1 protein-coding gene is annotated in these 509 nt (G+C 61.1%); it reads left to right on the top strand.

From position 1 onward, the window contains the following. Nucleotides 1-347: 347 nt before the first annotated feature. Nucleotides 348-509, top strand: a 162-nt coding sequence (locus ABD339_RS33645; protein ID WP_242627709.1) for an MbeB family mobilization protein, incomplete at its 3' end; no start/stop codon positions are given.

The following is a 509-nucleotide window of genomic DNA, read 5'->3' as shown; positions in this document are numbered from 1 at the left end:
GCTGACCGGCAGGCGTCTCCAGCCGTACTACGACCGGGCAGACCGTCCGCGCATCGATGCGTGGCAGACCGTGGTGAACGGGCGACTGGGGCTGCACGACCCGAACGCACCGGAGAACCGGCGCGCGCTGGTGACGCCATCTTCGTTACCCAAAACGAAGCAGGAAGCCGCAGAGGCTATTACGCGGGGCTTACTGGCCCTCGCCTCGTCAGGGGAGCTTAAAACGCGTCAGGACGTCACTGAGGCGCTGGAAAGCGCAGGTTTTGAGGTCGTGCGCACCACAAAGAGCAGCATCAGCATTGCCGACCCGGACGGAGGGCGAAACATCCGACTTAAGGGAGCCATCTATGAACAGTCTTTTAACGCTGGCGAAGGACTTAGAGCAGAAATCGAAAGCGCAGCAGCAGAGTACCGGCGAAATGCTGAAAGCCGCATTCAGCGAGCACGAGAAGTCTGTCAGAGCGGAACTGAGCGAAAGCGGGAAGAGAATCAGCGCCGCCATCCGCGCC

The organism is Streptomyces axinellae, from assembly GCF_039532135.1.
GTDB classification, from domain to species: Bacteria; Actinomycetota; Actinomycetes; order Streptomycetales; family Streptomycetaceae; genus Streptomyces; species Streptomyces axinellae.
Note: the sequence above shows the minus strand (reverse complement) of the source record. Positions and strands in the feature narration are given on the sequence as shown.